The organism is Bradyrhizobium sp. LTSPM299, from assembly GCF_000938235.1.
Classification (GTDB): domain Bacteria; phylum Pseudomonadota; class Alphaproteobacteria; order Rhizobiales; family Xanthobacteraceae; genus Bradyrhizobium.
Map to the genome: position 1 here is coordinate 38,323 of NZ_JYMU01000046.1, position 12,672 is coordinate 50,994.

Annotated in this window: 14 protein-coding genes and 1 pseudogene; 8 read left to right on the top strand and 7 right to left on the bottom strand. The window is 63.8% G+C overall.

Annotation, left to right across the window (positions count from 1 at the left end):
• Window positions 1–10: 10 nt before the first annotated feature.
• Window positions 11–565 carry a L,D-transpeptidase gene (locus UP10_RS22240; protein ID WP_044589407.1) on the top strand — a complete coding sequence of 185 codons (555 nt, stop codon included), beginning with the start codon at window positions 11–13 and terminating at the stop codon, window positions 563–565.
• 81 nt (window positions 566–646) lie between these two features.
• Window positions 647–1,459 carry a DUF2927 domain-containing protein gene (locus tag UP10_RS22245; RefSeq protein WP_082077219.1) on the top strand — a complete coding sequence of 271 codons (813 nt, stop codon included), beginning with the start codon at window positions 647–649 and terminating at the stop codon, window positions 1,457–1,459.
• A 245-nt stretch (window positions 1,460–1,704) separates the two neighbouring features.
• Here the strand turns inward: UP10_RS22245 and UP10_RS22250 are convergent, their stop codons facing one another.
• Window positions 1,705–2,541 carry a PhzF family phenazine biosynthesis protein gene (locus UP10_RS22250; RefSeq protein ID WP_044589409.1) on the bottom strand — a complete coding sequence of 279 codons (837 nt, stop codon included), beginning with the start codon at window positions 2,539–2,541 and terminating at the stop codon, window positions 1,705–1,707.
• Between the two features lie 201 nt (window positions 2,542–2,742).
• Between UP10_RS22250 and UP10_RS22255 the strand changes: the two genes are divergently transcribed.
• The 3 genes from UP10_RS22255 to UP10_RS22265 all read left to right on the top strand — a co-directional run bounded on the left by UP10_RS22255 (window position 2,743) and on the right by UP10_RS22265 (window position 5,842).
• On the top strand, window positions 2,743–3,771 hold the full coding sequence (locus UP10_RS22255; RefSeq protein ID WP_044589410.1) for a MerR family transcriptional regulator: 1,029 nt from the start codon (window positions 2,743–2,745) through the stop codon (window positions 3,769–3,771).
• A 93-nt stretch (window positions 3,772–3,864) separates the two neighbouring features.
• Window positions 3,865–4,860, top strand: coding sequence for a LysR family transcriptional regulator (locus tag UP10_RS22260; protein WP_044589411.1), 996 nt, complete (start codon window positions 3,865–3,867; stop codon window positions 4,858–4,860).
• 286 nt (window positions 4,861–5,146) lie between these two features.
• A complete protein-coding gene (locus tag UP10_RS22265; protein WP_044589476.1) occupies window positions 5,147–5,842 on the top strand; it encodes a Crp/Fnr family transcriptional regulator in 696 nt (231 codons plus the stop codon).
• An 8-nt stretch (window positions 5,843–5,850) separates the two neighbouring features.
• On the opposite strand, the gene UP10_RS22270 is transcribed toward UP10_RS22265, so the two are convergent.
• Window positions 5,851–6,102, bottom strand: coding sequence for a DUF6894 family protein (locus UP10_RS22270; RefSeq protein WP_156180209.1), 252 nt, complete (start codon window positions 6,100–6,102; stop codon window positions 5,851–5,853).
• A gap of 235 nt (window positions 6,103–6,337) precedes the next feature.
• On the opposite strand from UP10_RS22270, the gene UP10_RS22275 reads away from it, so the two are divergent.
• A complete protein-coding gene (locus UP10_RS22275; protein ID WP_044589413.1) occupies window positions 6,338–6,694 on the top strand; it encodes a DUF6665 family protein in 357 nt (118 codons plus the stop codon).
• A 116-nt stretch (window positions 6,695–6,810) separates the two neighbouring features.
• Here the strand turns inward: UP10_RS22275 and rpsU are convergent, their stop codons facing one another.
• Window positions 6,811–7,101, bottom strand: coding sequence for a 30S ribosomal protein S21 (rpsU, locus tag UP10_RS22280; RefSeq protein ID WP_044539119.1), 291 nt, complete (start codon window positions 7,099–7,101; stop codon window positions 6,811–6,813).
• A 358-nt stretch (window positions 7,102–7,459) separates the two neighbouring features.
• Between rpsU and UP10_RS22285 the strand changes: the two genes are divergently transcribed.
• Window positions 7,460–7,687, top strand: coding sequence for a DUF6894 family protein (locus UP10_RS22285; RefSeq protein ID WP_044539118.1), 228 nt, complete (start codon window positions 7,460–7,462; stop codon window positions 7,685–7,687).
• Between the two features lie 15 nt (window positions 7,688–7,702).
• On the opposite strand, the gene UP10_RS22290 is transcribed toward UP10_RS22285, so the two are convergent.
• On the bottom strand, window positions 7,703–8,179 hold the full coding sequence (locus UP10_RS22290; protein ID WP_044589414.1) for a MarR family winged helix-turn-helix transcriptional regulator: 477 nt from the start codon (window positions 8,177–8,179) through the stop codon (window positions 7,703–7,705).
• 97 nt (window positions 8,180–8,276) lie between these two features.
• Here UP10_RS22290 and UP10_RS22295 point away from each other — a divergent pair, with 97 nt between their 5' ends.
• Window positions 8,277–8,645 carry an antibiotic biosynthesis monooxygenase family protein gene (locus UP10_RS22295; protein ID WP_044589415.1) on the top strand — a complete coding sequence of 123 codons (369 nt, stop codon included), beginning with the start codon at window positions 8,277–8,279 and terminating at the stop codon, window positions 8,643–8,645.
• Between the two features lie 69 nt (window positions 8,646–8,714).
• Here UP10_RS22295 and UP10_RS22300 read toward each other — a convergent pair whose 3' ends face one another.
• From UP10_RS22300 to UP10_RS22310, 3 genes and pseudogenes are all read right to left on the bottom strand, one after another.
• A complete protein-coding gene (locus UP10_RS22300) occupies window positions 8,715–9,827 on the bottom strand; it encodes a M48 family metallopeptidase (protein WP_044589416.1) in 1,113 nt (370 codons plus the stop codon).
• Window positions 9,828–9,830: 3 nt separating this feature from the next.
• Window positions 9,831–11,078 carry a DUF898 family protein gene (locus tag UP10_RS22305; RefSeq protein WP_044589417.1) on the bottom strand — a complete coding sequence of 416 codons (1,248 nt, stop codon included), beginning with the start codon at window positions 11,076–11,078 and terminating at the stop codon, window positions 9,831–9,833.
• Window positions 11,079–11,299: 221 nt separating this feature from the next.
• Window positions 11,300–12,474, bottom strand: a pseudogene (locus tag UP10_RS22310) (DUF898 family protein).
• Window positions 12,475–12,672 lie beyond the last annotated feature (198 nt).

Here is a 12,672-nt window from a genome sequence, read left to right on the forward strand (position 1 = left end):
GATTGCCCTGATGTTTACCGCGCTCACCTTGCTGGCAGGCGCCAGCCAGGTTCAGGCCGAAGGTTTTGGCGACACCCGCGACATCATGGGCGGTGGACCGAACTTCTTCGGCAGCGGCGCGAGCACGATCCCGCGCACCACGGTCAACTACGCGACCGAATATGCCCCCGGCACCATCGTCGTGAACACCGCCGAACGCCGGCTCTATCTGGTGCTGCCGGGCGGCCAGGCGCTGCGCTACGGCATCGGCGTCGGCCGCGACGGTTTCCGCTGGGGCGGAACCCACCGCATCACCGCCAAGAAGGAATGGCCGTCGTGGACGCCGCCGTCGGACATGCTGCGCCGCCGCCCCGATCTCCCGCGCCACATGGCCGGCGGCATCGAGAACCCGCTCGGCGCGCGCGCAATGTATCTCGGCTCGACGCTGTATCGCATCCACGGCTCGAACGAGCCCGAGACGATCGGCCAGGCGGTCTCGTCGGGCTGCTTCCGCATGACCAATGACGACGTCAAGGACCTCTACGATCGCGTCTCGGTCGGCGCCACCGTTGTCGTGAAGAACTGATCGCGTCGGTCTCAAGGGCGCGCCGGCGCGCCGGCTGATATGGCCTTGCGCTGCTGCAAGCCTTGCGGCAGCGTTGTCTGAATGCGCCGACACCGATCTCAGATCCTGCCTCGTCTCGCCGTGGCGCTTGCCGCTACCCTTGTTGCTATGCTGGCCGATGCCATCGCACCAGCGGTCGCTGTCGAGATTCCGGCGATCGCCGCGCGCCAGCGCACCGAGAAGAAGGTCTTCACCGACAGCGAGATCGTCGACGGCTTCCTGAAGACCGCGTTCGGCGCCGAATATCATCTCGCCGGTCGCGTCGACCGCATCCGCAAATACGACAGCCCGGTGCGCGTTTTCGCCGACGGCAACCGCGCCGACCGCAAGGCCCAGCTTGCGAAGGTCGTCGCCGACATCGGCACCAGGATCAAGCATCTCGATATCGCGATGACCGAGGACAGCGAGGCCGCCAATGTGCGGGTCAAGATGGTGCGCGACCACGACCTCAACCGCACCATCGCGACCTTCTATGGCCGCGAGCGCGCCAAGGAGATCCGCTCTTCGCTCGACCCGCAATGCCTGTCCGGATTCCGCAAGAACGACAGCTACGAGATCGAGCATTCCGACGTGATCCTCACCGTCGACAACGGCGATTTCGTCTTTCTCGACTGCGCCTATGAAGAGCTGCTGCAGTCGCTCGGCCCGATCAACGACACCGCGAGCGTGCCGTGGACCATGTTCAACGACAGCGTCTCGATGGGCTTTTTCGACGTCTACGACCAGTATCTGCTCAACCTGCTCTACGACCCCCGCATCAAGGCCGGCATGACCGTGCAGGAGGTCAAGGCCGTACTGCCCGACGTGCTCACCGATGTGCGGGTGTGGGTGAAGCAGGTGAATCAGCTGGAGTGAGGGGCCTGTCGTCGGGCATGCATTCGCGCGACCCGTTGGCTCGCAGTGGCGGGCGAGAATTCCGACTGAATTGTCGAACAGCCAAACACGCGGTGTCGTCGCCCGGCTTGACCGGTTGAATCCGCCCAGTCGGACAACTCAGTGCCAGGGGCCGGCGCCTACCTCCGATGTGCCGACGCGAGGCCCTGCCTCTCGGCCATGTAGCGGCGGAGAGGCCGGGCTGCCTTGGCCCGCGAAACGAGACATCATGCGTCGGTCATGAGGCGCGCCGTCCCTGATACCCTTATTGAACTGCCCGCAATCCCGCTCATCTCCGCACGGATAAGCGATCGCATTCCCATGTCTTCACCTTGAACAATATCAATGACGCCCCCGTGCGGCCAACCGATATCGCGCAAGTAGCCGGCAAACGCAGCGGCGGCCGCACCGGTTGCCGGGTCCTCCAGTACGCCTCCGACTGCAAACGCATTGCGGACATGGAACAATTGCGGGTTCGCTGCCGTAACAAGCGCGATCGTAACCAATCCGGCTTTTTCCATGAGATCTCGGCCGCGCTTGAGGTCATAGCTCATGCGAGCAAGCGCGTTGCGCGTTTTCAGGGCCAGGACGACGTGGTCGGCTCCGCCGTGAATCCTTGCGGGCGGAATATTCAAGTCGAGATCGTCGATGGAATAATCGAGAAGTTGCAGCAAATCCGCCTGCAGCAGGGGATCGATGGGTGCGCTACGTGTCGGCGGTGATTGAAGCGCGGCTGCAATTGTTTGGCCGTCGCGGCGGCCGGCGACCGAGATATCCGCGCTATTCAGCCTCAGTTCAAAAGTCTGGTCGCCGCGTTGAAGTGCAAGAGCTGCCCCCAGAGCGATGGTGGCGTGTCCACAAAACGGCACTTCACATAGCGGCGAGAAATACCGAACGCGCCATGCACCACCCACGGGAGCCGCGAAGGCCGTTTCCGAAAACCCGACGTCCGCTGCGATCGCTTGCATCTCCGCGGCAGGCGGCAAATCCTCTCCGATCCAAACCCCGGCAGGATTACCCCCTTGATTGCCGTCCGAAAATGCGGCGATTCGAAGAACCGTCATGCTCGTGATCCTGTTTTCCTGTTCACCTGCTGCCCCAGAATCCTGGCACGAAACGGACCACGTGAGCCAGTCCGACGATGTCCGTTGTTGGCGCTTTCGGACATGGAATCCGTTGTGCGCACGAAAGCGGGCGGAGCGGCTTGACCTTGCCCCTGGGGCCGCCTCCATAGAGGGAGCGGTCAGACGATGCGAGGTGATTCGATGAATGCTGCCGCAAGATTCTTGAGCCCGTCCGAAGCTGCGAGGCAGCTCGGCATATCCGCGAAAGCGCTGCGTCTCTACGAAGAGCGCGGCCTGATCGCACCGGTCCGCACGCCGGCGGGATGGCGCGCTTATGGTCCGGCCGAGATGGCCCGCGGCGTCGAGATTGTCGAGCTGCGCGCGCTCGGCCTCAGCCTTGGTGAAGTGGCGCGGATCCTTCGCGGCGATGCCGACATCCTCGCCCGCGTGCTGGCCGCGCATGAGAGCGCGCTCGAAGAACGCATCCGTCAGTCCGGCGACAGCATCGCAAAAATCCGCCGCCTGCGCACCGACCTCGGCCGTGGCAAGCTGCCGGCAGCGCGCGACATTATCGGCGCAGTCAGGACGCGGCCGGCCGTCAGCGTCGCGTTCGATCTGCCGTGGCCTTGGGGCGGCGAGCGCTTCGAGCTGCGCGACATCAGGTTGCTGACTTACATCGTCGGGCCGCTCGGCAGCGGCAAGACGCGGCTCGCGCAGCGCCTCGCCGAAACTCTGCCCGATGCCGCCTTCGTCGGATTGGAGCGCGCCGCGGACGGCGGTGCGGCCGCTCGCGCGCGCCTCGATGCCGAGCCGGTCTTGAAGGCGCGGGTCGACGAGAGCCTGGCCGCGCTCATGGCCGACGGCGCCGCAGAATCACCGGCGCTGATCGCGCTGCTCGCGGCGCTGGAGGCGGATGGCCCCGCGATCCTTGTGGTCGACATGCTGGAACAGGGGCTTGATACGGCGACCCAGGAGGCCTTGATCGCTAGCCTGCGCCGTCGCGGGCCGCGTGCGCGGCCGCTGTTCTTCCTCACCCGCTCCAGCGCAATCCTCGACCTCGATGCTGTCGGTGATGACGAGGCGGTCATCCTGTGTCCCGCCAATCACAGCCCGCCGATCTCCGTCACGCCGGTCCCCGGCGCGCCCGGCTATGAGGCGGTTGCAACGTGCCTCGCCTCGCCGGAGGTTCGCGCACGCACCGAAGGCGTTATCGCGTGGCGGCCGGCCTGACGACAACTGCAGGCTTTGCCCGCTCCAGACCGCGGCCCTAACGCACGGTTCCGGACAGATGCGCGGATCGGAAGTGTGCTATAAGCCCGCCTAATGAGCGATCTCCCCCGCACACAAGCCCTGCGTTGTTTCATCACGGTCGCCCGCGAAGGCACCGTATCGCGCGCCGCATCGGTGCTGAAGCTGACGCAGCCGGCCGTCAGCCTGCAATTGAAGGGACTCGAGGAGAGCACCGGCCTGCTGCTTTTCAACCGCACCCCCGGCGGCTTCACGCTCACCGAGGCCGGCGCTACACTGCTGCCGCTGGCGCACCGAGCGGTGGCGGCGGCATCGGATTTCAAGGCGACGGCGGAAGCGCTGAAGGAAGCGCAGCGCGGTACGCTGCGCGTCGGCACCATCCTCGATCCGGAATTCACCAGGCTCGGACCATTCGTGCGCAGCCTCGCCACATCGGCGCAGCGGACCGAGGTGTTCCTGCGCCATGGCGTCAGCGACGACGTGCTCGCGCAGATCGGCAGAGGTGAGCTCGATGTCGGCTATTATGTCGATGCGACGCCGCCGGACCAGCTCCTGAACCACAGCTTCGCCGAGCGCAGCATCGAGGATGGCTGCTATCAGCTGGCGCCGCTGTTGAGCTACGACTACCGCGTCATCGCGCCGATCGACTGGAGCAATCGGGTGATCGGCAAGGGTTGGGCCGAGCTCGCCCATCTGCCCTGGCTCGCGACACCGGTGCATTCCGGGCACCGGCGGCTGCTCGACGACATCTTCCGACCGCTCGGCCCCTTGCCCAAGCGCATTGCCTATACCGATCAGGAAGAAGCGATGATCGACTTCGTCGAATCAGGCATCTGCCTCAGCCTCGCGCGCGACATCGTGCTCGCGCCGCGGCTGTCGCGTCCGCACAATTTCGTGGTCGCCGACAAGGTGAAAATCAGTTGCGACCTCAGCTTCGCCTGTCTCGCGACGCGGCGCCACGAACCTGCGATCGCACAAGCGTTCGCTGCCGCGCGGGCGGTGTGGAATCTCAAGCCGGCGGTTGCGGGAGCCGGGCCGGCGCGGTCGCGGAAAGTGGCAAAGCACGCGTAGTCGCGGGTGCGTGCTCACACATCTGCAGTGCTGATCGAGGCGCGGTCGCATGCTCGCCTGCGCAACATGCTGCGTTGCGCACCAGTGCAGGATATGCACGCAAGATGGAAGACAACGCAAAAGGTCGCCAGCGATCTGACTCTGGCGCTTTTGCCAAAGCGGACAGAACGAAATAAAGACTCGCAATGTACGGTAGGGCTCTTACTGTGCCGCGATTATCGGATATCCGCTAGGGCACCGATAGCTGAGAGTTCTCCGCGCTCCCGCCTGTCACCGGGAACGCATGATGAAGAACCTTCTGCTGAAGCAGGTCGGCCGAGCCGACTTCGAACGTCTTGAACCCCATTTAAAAACAACGGCCTTTGCGCAGCATTCGGTGCTGTTCGAGACCGATCAGAAGATCAAGCACGTCTACTTTCCGATCGGTGCGGTTGTGTCACTGGTGGTGACGCTTTCGACCGGTGAAATGGTCGAGGCTGCCATGGTCGGCTCGGATGGTGTTGTCGGGGCATCCGCGGCACTTGATGGCAGGGTCGCGGTCTGCCGTGGCATCGTTCAACTGGATGGCGACATCATCGTTTGCGATATCGACGCGTTGAAGTCTGCTGCCCTGCAAAGTCCGAACCTGCTTTCGCTGCTGATTCGTCATGAGCAGGCCGTGTATGCCCAGGCTCAACAATCCGCGGCATGCTTCGCCACGCATATGGTCGAGGCCAGGCTGTGCCGTTGGCTTCTGCGCGCCAGGGACCTGTCGGAAGGCGATACGCTTAATTTCACGCAAGAATACCTCGCCGAGATGCTGGGCGTCCGGCGTACCAGCGTGACCGTCGTGGCTCACACGCTCCAGGCCGCCGGCCTGATCAAATATGCCCGGGGCAAGATTCAGATTCTCGACGCCGATGGTTTGCGGGAGAGCGCGTGCGAATGTTACGGCACCGTCAAGCTGCATTACGAGCGGCTGCTCAACGGACGCCGCGATTAGCATTCCCCTTACGGCATCTCCGCTTTAAACGAAAACAGGCTAATCACTTTTCCGGAGCGGTCGGTGACTTCGAGACGCCAGTCGAGGCCCGGTTGGATTCGCCCATACATGTTGCGAATCATGTCGCACGCCGACATCGCGGCTTCATGCCAAAGCTCGTCCGGATCGCCGGCGGCGATGGTATCCGCTCGGTGCGTTTCGACTCCATTGGCCAAAATTCGGAATCGATACGGAGCCGTCGTGGGATTGGAACCGTCCATTCCTGCCATCACTAGCCAGGGTGGGAGCATTGCCAGTCACCGGTCAAAGCGGTGATGCTTCACATGTTATCATGTTGGCTATTCGGCACAACTTAAAATGGTCCGGATGGTTCAAAACGAGGCAAGAACCGGCGCCAAGCCTTGGACAAGTGTCAAGAGCGGATCACTTGACAATCGCTCGACGGAGCCAAAACAATGGCCCACATTGTTGCGCATTCGATCTGTGTGACTGCCGATGTCCCGCGATTTTCGTCTTCATCACGCTCCGGTCGACGTTCTCGCCTATGAGATCGCCCAGGAGAAAGCCGCAGCTTTCGGACGGATGGGACGCGCGCTGGAGACGGCGCTCGCGAAGCTGCGGGAGTTCGATGCCGCTGATTCGCGCTCCGGCGCGACGGCATCAGCGCGAGAGGCACGACGCGCCCTGGTGATGGAGGCCGGCCACGCGCTCTGGATGTTCGTGGTGCAACGCGAGGCGTGTGGCCTGCGCGACAGCCGCGCCATCATGCGCACCTATCACGTACCGGGCGAGGTGCAGCAGTGCATGGGGGTGCTTCCCGCCACATCAATGCGGACCGCGAATAACGCCTGAGCTTCGGGCCCGGACGGCGTTCTTCAGCAGCATCGCCCTGACGGACTTTCGATCGGTGCGCGGATGACTGGAGACGAGGGACGCCGCGCTGCCTAACGGCAGACGGCGCCCTGAAATCAGACTGATCTGGCCGGGCGTTCGCTGCCGGGGACCGCAGGCAATGGCTGCTTGCGCGCCGGAAGCTCCTTTTTCGGAGGCGCCGGGATCAAGCCTTCCCTGATGGCCTGCTTGCGAGCCAGCTTTCGGGCGCGACGCACCGCTTCGGCTTTTTCGCGCGTCTTCTTTTCCGACGGCTTTTCGTAGGCGCTGCGCCGCTTCATTTCGCGGAAGACGCCCTCGCGCTGCATCTTCTTCTTCAGAACGCGGAGCGCCTGGTCGATATTGTTGTCGCGGACAAGTACCTGCAATCGTTTGCTCCGAGCGGTTGACATAAGGCGAAGTGTTACGCGCTGCCACCGCGCGAGCGCACGACTTCGCTGTTTTTAGTCCGACAATGTCTTTGAAAAAGGGTCGCTACGACCGATCTACAAGGCTCAAGGCCAATCGAACTCCGCCAAGCTATATACTTATTTCGCAGACGCAAGGTGAGTTTCGGCAACCGCACACCATATCTGCGGCCCAGGCCGGTTCAGAGCGCCCAAGTTCGGACAAGTTCGGTCTTGAACCGAGAGAGGATATCGGAGTTGATAGGCATCATCGGCTGCGGTTCCACAGGCGTCGGTGGCTGAGAGACAATGCGCTCCCGCCTGCGATGGTGAGGCCGCTATGACGCGCTACTATTTCGACATCAGAAGCGGGCCAGACCTCTACCCGGATGAACAGGGACTCGAGCTGTCCGATCAGAGCGCGGCCGAGATCGAAGCCGCGCAATCGCTGGTCGGCCTCGCCAAGGACCTGCCGCCGCTCGACGAGCGGCAGGATGTTGCCATCGAGGTTCGCAACGAGACCGAGGCGCTGTTCAAGGCCGCATTCATCTTTGAGAACAAGCGCTAGGGCCGCGCCAAGCCTTCATGCCGGCTCCTCGCTGTCGTCGTCGCCCTCCAGCTTGGTCCGCAGCGCCACGATCACCCGATGGACCGTTTCCAGGTCCTTGACCGCGAGCCCGTCCGAGAGGCCGTTGACCCAGGGGACCTGCAAGGCCATCGCGGCGTCGAGGGCACGGCCTCCCGTCTCGGTGAGAACCACCAGTTGCGCCCGCCGGTGATGCGGGTTGGTCTCGAAGGCCACCAATCCTTCCCTGTGCAGGTCATTGACGATCCGCTGCACATTCTGGCGGTTGGCGCCGAGATCGCGGGCCAGCCACGCCACCGGCTGCGGGCGTTCCGCCTCCACGATGGCGCCGAGGACCTGCCAGCGGGCGCTGGTCAGCCCGAGCCCGGCCACCAGGCGGTCGCCCGCGGTCAGGAGCCGGCTGTTGAGCCGGAACAGGTCGAGCACGAGGCCGGTCAGGGCATCGCCGGCCGGCGTTCGTCGGGTCCTGGACATATGTCACCATTATTTGAAATTGACATCATGGTGTCAATTATATATGCATAAACATACCATATTGACATCATACAACCAAGCTGAACGGAGCACTGTCATGCCGCAGTTGCGCCCCCTCGACCCCGCCTTCCCGATCGAACGCCAGATCGGGATCGAGACCGGCCCTGTCGTGCTGGTGAACCTCTTCACGCTCGAGGCGGCCGACGAGCAGGCCTTCCTGAAAGTCTGGCAGGACGACGCCGCCTTCATGAAGCGGCAACCGGGCTTCATCTCGACCCAATTACACCGCGCGATCGGCGACAATCCGACCTATCTGAACTATGCGGTCTGGCAGAGCACCGCCGATTTCCGGGCGGCGTTCACGCATCCGGAATTCCGCGCGAAAATCTCCGCCTATCCCGCGTCCGCGGTGGCGTCCCCGCATCTGTTCCAGAGGATCGCGGTGCCCGGCATCTGTGTCGCTTAACAGAGCGTTTTCGAGCGAAGTGGATACCGGTTCCCGTGAAGAAAACGCGTCAAAACAAGGCTTACGCGATCAGATTTTGCCGGATCCGCAGATCCCCTTCAGCGCCTGCCATTCGGTCGGCGACAGCAGCGGCGCTCCGGTGATTGCGCCGTCGGCCTTGCTCATGCGCGCGAGGCGGTCCTCGGTCAACGGATGGCTGGAGACGATCGAAAGCCCGTGGCCGCCCTCCTTGCCGGTGACGCGGAATATCAGGTCGCCCATCGGCTTCGCCGGCCGGCCGAGCCTGTGCATGGTCTCGATCGCGAACGTATCGGCGTTGGTCTCGGCGTCGCGCGAATAGGACGACGTCACCAGCGTGCGCGAGGTGAAGACCAGCGCGCCGGAACCGGTGATGTCGCCGAACAAGAGCCCGATCAGGAATGAGGTGCCGCCATTGTGGATCAGCTCGCGCATGCTGTCGCGGTGGCGGAGATGGCCGAGCTCGTGGGCCAGCACGCCGGCGATCTCGTCGGGGTTTTCGGCCTTCGCCAGCAGTCCGTCGAACAAATAGACCTTGCCGCCGGGCAGCGCGAAGGCATTCGGGATCGGCGTCGCCAGCACGCCCGACTGCACCGAATTGTCGAGCCCGGCGGATTGCCTGAGCGCGCCGACCAGCTTCTCGAACGCGGCTTGTCCTTTCGCATCGTCGCAGCGCTTGGCGTTGAAGATCACCTTGACCTGCGCGTCGGCGACGTCGCCGAGCCGCCGCTCGAAGCTGTCGGGCACCAGCGGCGTCAACCGGTCGGCGGCGAGCGGCACGCCGAACAGCACCACCAGCACGATCGACACGGCTGCCGCGAGCGACCAGCCGACGATCGCCGCGACGCCCCGGCGGTTCGGAAGATTCTCCTCCAGCTGGCCGCAGCGCGCAACGATGTCGGAGCCAAGCTGCGGATCGCGGACCTCGAGCCGCGCCAGCGCCGGCGCAGTCAGGCAGCTCAGCCGCAACAGGCCCGGTGGACTGTCGGCGCGGCGGATGTCGCCATAGGCCCAGCCTGCGAGCATCTCGCCGTCTTCAATGATCTGAAGCGTGTCCGAAAGCGTGAGCGCGACGACGCGCCGCTTGCTCGACATGCCGTCAAAATAGACGCCTCGCGGCGGAGACGGCGCGGCAGAGGTCGCTTCGCTGGGATCGGTCTCCATGCTCTAGAAGCCCGCGACGTCGAGGCCGTCGGCAAAGCCTTCGCCGAGCGCATTGGCAAGCTCGCCGCGCGCCGTCACGTTGGCCGCCGCCTCGATGTCATGCACGATCGTCGACGACAGCACCCGGACCCAGAGATCGCGCAGCAGATAGACCCGCATCACGACATTGAGCGAAAGCGCATAGGACAGATAGCCGACGCCGATCAGCACCAGCAGCGGAATGCTCTTGGCAAATGTCTGCGACTTGAAGAACACCTCCATCGACTCGCCGCTCATGTGCGCGACCAGATAGGCGCACAGGAAAATGTAGCCCGAGAACAGGATTCCGAGCAGCACGCACCAGCCGATCACCTTCCAGTAGAGGCCGATCAACGCTCCCTTGCGCAGGCCCGATTCGAGCCGGACCTCACCAAAGCGGATACCGGAGAGCCACCAGCGCCATTCGACCGCCTTGAACGCGCCGTAGAGGAATGGCCCGGCGATCGGAATGAGAAACGACACGATACCCGCAACGACGCCTGCGGCGGTTAGCAGCGGCGGCGAACCGTGAAGCAATTTTACCACGGGGATGGCGATGAATATGGCGAGCGGCCCGACGATCAGCAGCCACAGCCACCAGCCCCGTTTGAACAACTCAGAGCCGCGCCCCGCGAAGCTGCCTTGCAGGTCGCCGTAATAGGAATGGCGCATCTTGTAGCGTTCGAGCGCGGCCTCGCGCCACGGCAATGCCAGGCCGAGCGTGATCGCGACCGCGAGGGTCCACAACGCGGCCTGCAAGGCGTAGAGCCAGCCCGAGCCGCTCATCCAGAACCGGACGCCACGCCACACCGTGCGGGTCAGGCGATAACGCCGCGCGCGGTAGATCGCGAACTGCCCGAACACGTAGAAGAAGGCGACCAGCGGCAGCGAGGCGAAGGCCTTGGCGCGCTCCGCTTCGAGGCCGACGAGGAAATAGGCGAGATAGACCGGCACCAGGATCGCGAGCGCGATCAGGAAGCCGATCAAGAGCTCCTTGCCGCGGCCGGTATATTCGGCGCCATCGCCGTCGACCAACGTGTTCGACCAGAGGTGGCGGCGGGTGTCGGTCGCGAGCCAGAACCGGTAGAAGCCGACGGTGACGAGCTCGAGCCCGGCCCCACGCGCGATCAGGTGGAAGAACTCCTTGCGATTCCCGGAGAATGCCACCGGCATCGGCGGCGGCCCAGACGGTGGTAGCGGTGGCCCCGGCGGGGTCCAGCTCAAGTCATTCACGGATCAACTCCCAAACGGCGGCAATCTCTGCGGATCAAGACCACAGATTTGTCGCAGCAAGTGTGACCCAGGTTTCACAGAACGTCGAGGTTGTAGGTGCGGTTTTCGGGAGGCTGCCAGGGCTTTGCATTAACGGGGGCTTGCCGGGAATGGGCAAATGAGGGGGGCGGTGGGTCGTTAGAGCAGCTGCGCGCTGGCACTCGTGCCCCGGTCACAGGCTGCTAGAATCCGACCACGTCGAGACTGTCGGCGAAGCCTTCGCCGAGTGCGCTTGCAAGATCGCCGCGTGAGGCGACGTTGTCGGCGGCGGCGATGTTGTGAATGCGGGTCGATGCGGCGATCCGTGCCCACAGGTCGCGCATCAGGTAAATTCGCAGCACCACGTTCATCGCAAGGATGAACATCAAATAGCCGGTCGCTGCCACTAGGATCATCGCAACATTTCCCCTGAGGCCGCCACTGACCAGGCTGGCCATGGACAACTTGCCGATGGTTGCGATCGACCAGGCGCCGACGAAAAGGTTAGCGGCAAACACGACGCTGAATAGCAGGAGCCAGCCGATGACCTTCCAGTACAGGCCTGCCAGCGCGCCATATTGCAGCGTCGACGTGAAGCGCACCTGCCCGAAATGAAGTCCCGCGATCCACCAGCGCCACTCGATCGATTTGAAGACCGCGTAGATGAACGGGACGGCCAGCGAGACAACGATGTAGTAGAAGGGAATGGCGTCAATGACGGACTTCGGTAAAGGCGGCCTGTCCGCCAAACGCAGAATATCGTTGAATGATGGAGGACCAAACAAGAGGCACCCCACCAGCAGCCATAGCCACCAGCCGCGCTTGAAAAACTCCCAGCCGCGGCCGTCGAAGCCGCCTTGCAATTCGCCATAGTGGCAGTGGCGCATCTTGTAGCGCTCGAGCGCCGCGGCGCGCCACGGCAAGGTGAGCCCGAGCGTGAGGATCGTCAGCACCGTCCACAGCGAGGACCGCGCCGCGTAGGCCCAGCCGGAGCCGTCCATCCAGAACCGGACGCCGCGCCACACTGTGCGTGCAGGCGATAGCGTCGCGCCCGGTAGATCGCAAACTGCCCGAACACATAGAAAAAGACGAACAGCGGAATGCTGGCCAGCGCCTTGAGGCGCTCGACCTCGATGCCGATGAGAAAATAGCCGACATAGATCGGCACCATGATCGCGAGCGCGAACAGGAATCCGACCAGCAGCTCCTTGCCACGGCCGGTGTATTCCGCGGCGTCGCCATCCACCTGGGTATTGGTCCAGAGATGCCGCCTGATGTCGGTGGCGAGCCAGAAGCGGTAGAAGCCGACGGTGATGAGTTCAAGCGCGGCGCCACGGGCGACCAGCCCAAGGAAATCGCGGCGCGGGCCGGAGAACATCAGGCCTGGCGCCGTCGGTGATTCAAGAGGCGCGTCGATCGGCGCCCACCACTTTTCGACAGCCGGCGGCTGCGGCCCGTCTGGAATTGGAGGCGGCGAGCCGACCGACACCCACCACTCATTCACGGCAATCAACCCCAGGGCGAAGCTTGGCAATAAAGCCTGAGCGAGAGACATAGCCTAGCGGCTCGCGCCTCT

Coding starts and splice junctions, on each gene's coding strand:
- UP10_RS22290 (WP_044589414.1), bottom strand. CDS start 8,179: ATGTCCAGGACCCGACGAACGCCGGCCGGCGATGCCCTGACCGGCCTC.
- UP10_RS22260 (WP_044589411.1), top strand. CDS start 3,865: ATGAGCGATCTCCCCCGCACACAAGCCCTGCGTTGTTTCATCACGGTC.
- UP10_RS22255 (WP_044589410.1), top strand. CDS start 2,743: ATGAATGCTGCCGCAAGATTCTTGAGCCCGTCCGAAGCTGCGAGGCAG.
- UP10_RS22240 (WP_044589407.1), top strand. CDS start 11: ATGTTTACCGCGCTCACCTTGCTGGCAGGCGCCAGCCAGGTTCAGGCC.
- UP10_RS22285 (WP_044539118.1), top strand. CDS start 7,460: ATGACGCGCTACTATTTCGACATCAGAAGCGGGCCAGACCTCTACCCG.
- UP10_RS22300 (WP_044589416.1), bottom strand. CDS start 9,827: ATGGAGACCGATCCCAGCGAAGCGACCTCTGCCGCGCCGTCTCCGCCG.
- UP10_RS22245 (WP_082077219.1), top strand. CDS start 647: ATGCGCCGACACCGATCTCAGATCCTGCCTCGTCTCGCCGTGGCGCTT.
- UP10_RS22265 (WP_044589476.1), top strand. CDS start 5,147: ATGAAGAACCTTCTGCTGAAGCAGGTCGGCCGAGCCGACTTCGAACGT.
- UP10_RS22270 (WP_156180209.1), bottom strand. CDS start 6,102: ATGGACGGTTCCAATCCCACGACGGCTCCGTATCGATTCCGAATTTTG.
- UP10_RS22295 (WP_044589415.1), top strand. CDS start 8,277: ATGCCGCAGTTGCGCCCCCTCGACCCCGCCTTCCCGATCGAACGCCAG.
- UP10_RS22250 (WP_044589409.1), bottom strand. CDS start 2,541: ATGACGGTTCTTCGAATCGCCGCATTTTCGGACGGCAATCAAGGGGGT.
- UP10_RS22275 (WP_044589413.1), top strand. CDS start 6,338: ATGTCCCGCGATTTTCGTCTTCATCACGCTCCGGTCGACGTTCTCGCC.